This window comes from Gemmatimonadota bacterium, assembly GCA_016209965.1.
In the GTDB taxonomy this organism is placed as follows: domain Bacteria; phylum Gemmatimonadota; class Gemmatimonadetes; order Longimicrobiales; family RSA9; genus JACQVE01.
Genome location: JACQVE010000269.1, coordinates 1 through 4,835, shown reverse-complemented (window position 1 = coordinate 4,835; position 4,835 = coordinate 1). Strand labels below are relative to the sequence as shown.

General features: G+C 70.9%; 3 protein-coding genes. 1 reads left to right on the top strand and 2 read right to left on the bottom strand.

All coding sequences use genetic code 11. The features are described from left to right. Nucleotides 1-892 (top strand): AAA family ATPase (locus HY703_10735; protein MBI4545662.1); only part of this gene is annotated, 892 nt, incomplete at its 5' end. A gap of 16 nt (nucleotides 893-908) precedes the next feature. On the opposite strand, the gene HY703_10730 is transcribed toward HY703_10735, so the two are convergent. Together HY703_10730 and HY703_10725 are read right to left on the bottom strand one after the other, a co-directional pair. Then, nucleotides 909-1,925, bottom strand: coding sequence for a sigma 54-interacting transcriptional regulator (locus HY703_10730; GenBank protein ID MBI4545661.1), 1,017 nt, complete (start codon nucleotides 1,923-1,925; stop codon nucleotides 909-911). 624 nt (nucleotides 1,926-2,549) lie between these two features. Beyond that, nucleotides 2,550-4,835 (bottom strand): tetratricopeptide repeat protein (locus tag HY703_10725; GenBank protein ID MBI4545660.1); only part of this gene is annotated, 2,286 nt, incomplete at its 5' end.

The following is a 4,835-nucleotide window of genomic DNA, read 5'->3' as shown; positions in this document are numbered from 1 at the left end:
GCTGCAATCGCTCGAAGTGGGCATGGACGACTTCCTCGGCGCGTTCCGAGAAGTGGAGCCCTCGGCTCTGCGCGAGGTCTTCGTGGAACTCCCCGACGTGGGCTGGGACGATGTAGGCGGGCTGGAGCCGGTGAAGCACGCGCTTCGCCAGGCCGTGGTATGGCCACTCCAGTACCGCGAGCTGTTCGAGCAGGCCCGGCTCCGGGCGCCCCGGGGCATCCTGCTCCACGGGCCGCCGGGCTGCGGCAAGACGCTGGTGGCCCGGGCGCTAGCCAAGGAGGCGGCCATCAACTTCATCTCCGTAAAAGGCCCGGAGCTGGTGTCTATGTATGTGGGCGAAAGCGAGCGCGGCGTGCGCGAGGTGTTCCGCCGGGCGCGCTACGCGGCGCCTTGCATTGTTTTCTTCGACGAGATCGACGCACTGGCGCCCCATCGCGGCGCCGGCAGCGGCGATTCCCACGTCGCCGAGCGGATCGTAAGCCAACTCCTCACGGAGCTGGACGGCATCGAGGAGCTCCGCGGCGTTTGGGTCCTCGCCGCGACCAACCGGCTGGACATCGTGGATCCGGCACTGCTCCGGCCCGGCCGCTTCGATCTCACCATCGAGCTCCCGCCGCCGGACCTCGAGGCCCGGCGGGCCATCCTGACGATCCACAACGCGGCGCGGCCGCTGGCCGCGGACGTCCACCTCGACCGCCTGGCCGCGGAGCTGGATGGCCGGAGCGGCGCGGAGCTGGAGGCCCTGTGCCGGGCGGCCACCCTCCTGGCCATCGAGGAATTCCTGGAGCGGCACGGGGCCGCCGCGTCCTACGAGGCGTTCCGGGTCCACGGCCGCAACTTCCGCCAGGCCGTCGAGCGCCTCGCCCAGCAGCAACTGCTGCCGCCCCGCTGAGCGGCAACCTACGGCGTCATGCGGACACACCCGCCTCCCGCGGCGCCGCGGCCGGCGCCCGCTGGAGGAATCGGAGCATATGCCGCAGCGTCTTCGCATCCACCGCCAGGAACTGCGCCAGCTCTTCCCGGGTCAAATCGTGGTGGAGCCGCCGCGCCGCGGCCACGACCTGCGCCTCCGCATCCCGCGCTATCTCCGCCTTGATCTGTTTCAGGTCCACAGGCGTGGCCAGCGAGCACGGGTACCGCACGCGGATCTCCACCCGCGGGCCCGGGCCGGCCGCGTCCTCGCCCATCCGCGCGAGGCGCCGCCGGAGCTGCGGGCCCAGATGCTGCGGCTCAATGACCGCATCCGTCGCCGCCGCCGCCGCGGCTACCGCGTGTTCCAGCTCGCGCACGTTCCCGGGCCAGGGGGATCGCTGGAACGCCTCCAGCGTCGCCGGCGCCAGCTCCAGCCGCGGCTTTCCATACACCTCTCGGTAACGGGCCAAAAAGCTGCGGGCCAGATGCTCCACGTCGCCCACACGCTCCCGTAGCGCCGGCAGCTCGATGACTACGCCGCTCAAGCGGTGGTAGAGGTCCCGGCGGAACTCGCCCCGCCGCACAGCCTCCTCCAAGTTCCGGTTCGTTGCGCTCACCACGCGGAAGTCCAGCACCTTCGGCCGGAGCTGGCGGGACCCCAGCCGGACAATGCTCCGCGTCTCCACGGCCCGGAGCAGCTTCGCCTGGGCCTGGAGCGGCAGCTCCCCAACCTCGTCGAGGAAGACCGTGCCGCCGTCCGCAAACTCGAAGAGCCCCGGCTTCGTGCCGGCCGCGCCCGTGAACGCCCCCCTCTCGTAACCGAAGAGCTCGCTCTCCAGCAGGGCTTCCGGCAGGCCCGCGCAGTTCAGCGGCGCGAATGGGCCGGAACTCCGGTGGCTGAGCTGGTGGATCGCTTTGGCGAAAAGCTCCTTGCCCGTTCCCGTCTCCCCCTCGAGAAGCAGGGGTATGTCGGTGCCGGCAAAGCGCTTCACCAGCCGCCAGATGCTCCGCAACCGAGGACATTCTCCAATTATTCCGTGGAACGCCAGATCGAAGGCATTCAGTCCATGTCCATTGTTGCCGTTCGCCAGTCCTCTCTCCTCCGTCGGAGCGGGGCTGTGCGGGGCTTTGCCCGGAGACCGGGCCTGGCAAATCGGACCGACCGGCACCCGACGCCGCCCAGAGCAAGCTAAGATCTATCTTCTTGCAAGCGAGGTGACCTCGTCCTGGACACGGGCAAGGCAAGAATGGTGCCGAATTCCTGGGCCGGGGCCGACCTTGGTGCCGTACCTGGGAATGCCCGCGGGCACAGCAAGAGCGGGAAGCGGTCGCGTCGGCGGACGCACCCGCCTGCCCAGGTCCGGCGCCAGCGATGGTCGCCAAACTGGACGGTGTAGCGTTTCCGTACGCCGCGATTCTCGCGAGAGATCGGCAGTCTACGCCGTCCCGCCGACGCTTCCTTCCGCACCCGCTTCCACAGGCGCCCAAGTCGCGGCATAACCGGGCGCTATCCCATACACGCCTCGGAAAGGTCTGCCGCTCTCGACCTTCCCGCGGCGCCCCACCAGCTCAGCCGTCGTGGCGCCCACCTCGATTGTTTCCAGCCGAGGCAACGACGCCCGCCCATGAAACACCGGCTATTCGCCGCGAGCTGCCAGCCTTCGTCTGGCCGCTGTGACCAGGGGCAGGAGCTCGGGGTCGCAGTGCTCCCACAGTTTGAGGAAGTGGGCGTAGTGCTGAGCGGCGGCTTGCTGTTGCCGGTTTCGCTCGTGGATCTCGGCGCGCCGCAAATGGGCCACGGGCAGGTAGACCAGTTCGTGGACGGCGTGTTCTGCGAGCGACTCGAAGCCGCCCAGCGCCTCCTGGTCCCGCCCGAGTTCGGCCAGGATTTCCGCCTGCAGGTAGCGCTCGTGGGCCTGGGAGAAGAAGGGGGAGCGCCCCAGGTTCTCTTCCCAGGTTTCTGGGCGGCTGCTGCTCAGCTCGGCCAGGGCCTGGAGCGGCCGCCCGCGCCGCCACGCGAGTTGCGCCTGTACGCTGCGGGCCAGCATGCTGGAGTGGAGCGAGTCGCCGCGGGCGGCAGCCCGTGGAATTTCTGCGGCGAAGTCGGCGGCGGCGGTGGGGTCGTCCAGCCGCAGGCTGAGCAGCGCGAGCAGGTAGAGGCGAAATACGGGGTGCAGTCCGTCGTGCGTGGCGTAGAACGATCCCGGCTGGGGCGGCACGGCGGCGGCGTTCCAGTGCAGCAGGCGGTCGCGGGCCCGCTCGATTTCGCGCCGGGGGATGGGCAGGAAGGGCAGGGCGGCATAGAGCGCGCGCAGCTCCAGGGCGGAAGCGTGATCCAGCTCTTCCGCCCCGTCCAGTTGCTTCCATGCGGCGTGCCAGCGGCCCAGAGCCAGTTCGATCTGCGCCAGGAAGAAATGACCGCGCGCCCGTGTCTGAGGCGCGCGCGTGGGCTCGATCAGCAGCCGCGCGATCTGCCGGGCTCCCTCGAGGTCATGCGCCTGTGTGGCCACCAGGCGGCTGCTCAGCGCCACATGCTGGTCCGCCGTGCGCCGCAGCTCCGCCAGCAGCTTTTCCCGAGCCTGGGCGTCGCCCAGGCCGAAGCCGCGGACGGCGCGGCGCCAGACGGGAGGCGTCCCCTCAGAGAAGGATCGCGCCAGAAGCGAGTCGTAGCTGGCAAAGCGACCCTGCATGGCCGCCAGGTCCATCAAATGTGCCAGCGACCCGCCGTGCTCCGGGTCCAGTGCCAGGGCGCGCTCGAACACTGGCCGCGCCTGCGCCGCGGGACGGCCGCGGAAGCGCCCGTAGTGAAAGAGCGTCTCGCCCAGCAGGTACCAGGCCTCGACGTCATCCGGGTAGACTCGCAGGATGTCGCGGTACAGGTTCTCGGCCTCGTCGCTGCGCCCCCGACGCACGGCCAGGTAGGCCGTCAACAACTGCCGGTCGCGTGGCGAGAGCCGGTGGGCCAGACGAGTCGCTCGCTCGGCGGCCTGCTGCGCCAGAGCGAAGTCCGCCGCCCAGCCTGCCGCCACCGCCAGTCGATAGTAGCCCAGGGCGAAGAGCGTGTCGGCGGCTACGGCCCGCTGGAACGCCTCGGCCGCTTGCGCGAAGCGGCCGGGCCGCAAGGCGCTTTCCCCTGCCAGATACGCTTTCAGGGCTGGCAAGGAGGGGGTGGTCAAGGTGGCCAGACGCGTGAGTCGGCCGCGCGGCCCCGCGTACTCACCGGCCACCAGGCCACGGGCTAGCTGATCGACCACATCGAAAATCCCCTCCTCGCGAGACGTTCCCGCACGGGCCACGGTCTCGACGGTTCCGTCCCGGCCGTAGAGCGACGCCGTGAGCTCGAGCCGCCCGCCTGCCTCGATAATACTGCCCAGCACGAGCGAGCCGGCGCCGAGGCGGGCGGCCAGCTCTCGGGCCCGGTCCGGACCGGGCACGCCCTTCTCCCGGCTTAGCAGGCTGAGGAGTGCGCGCGCGTCCACCGTCACCATCTGACCAGCGCCGTCGAGGCTGGTGCTGAGCAGCTCGGCCACGCCCTCGCGCAGATAGTCGAGCTCCGGGCTGCCGCGCAGCGAGAAGGGGAATACCGCGACCCTGGTGACGGGCGCGCCTGCCCGCGGCCCCAGGCTGCCGTATCGCCAGACCGCCACGCTGGCCAGGAGCAGGAGCGCGAGTGCGGCGCCCGCCAGGGTCCGGGCCCGTCCTGTCCAGGCCAGCGAGCGGGCCAGGCGAGACCAGTGCAGGCGGCGGGGCGGCCTGAGGGGCAGAGCGGCATGGTCTGGGGCCGCCACCGGCGTGACGGCCGCGCGTGGCGCAGCGGGTTGCGGCACACCCGAGTCCTCCGCCGCCGCGGCCACTCCCCGATCTGCGCGGATGGCCTCGATCAGCGCCCGCGTCTCCGCCGACGGCTCTGCGCCGTACTCCCG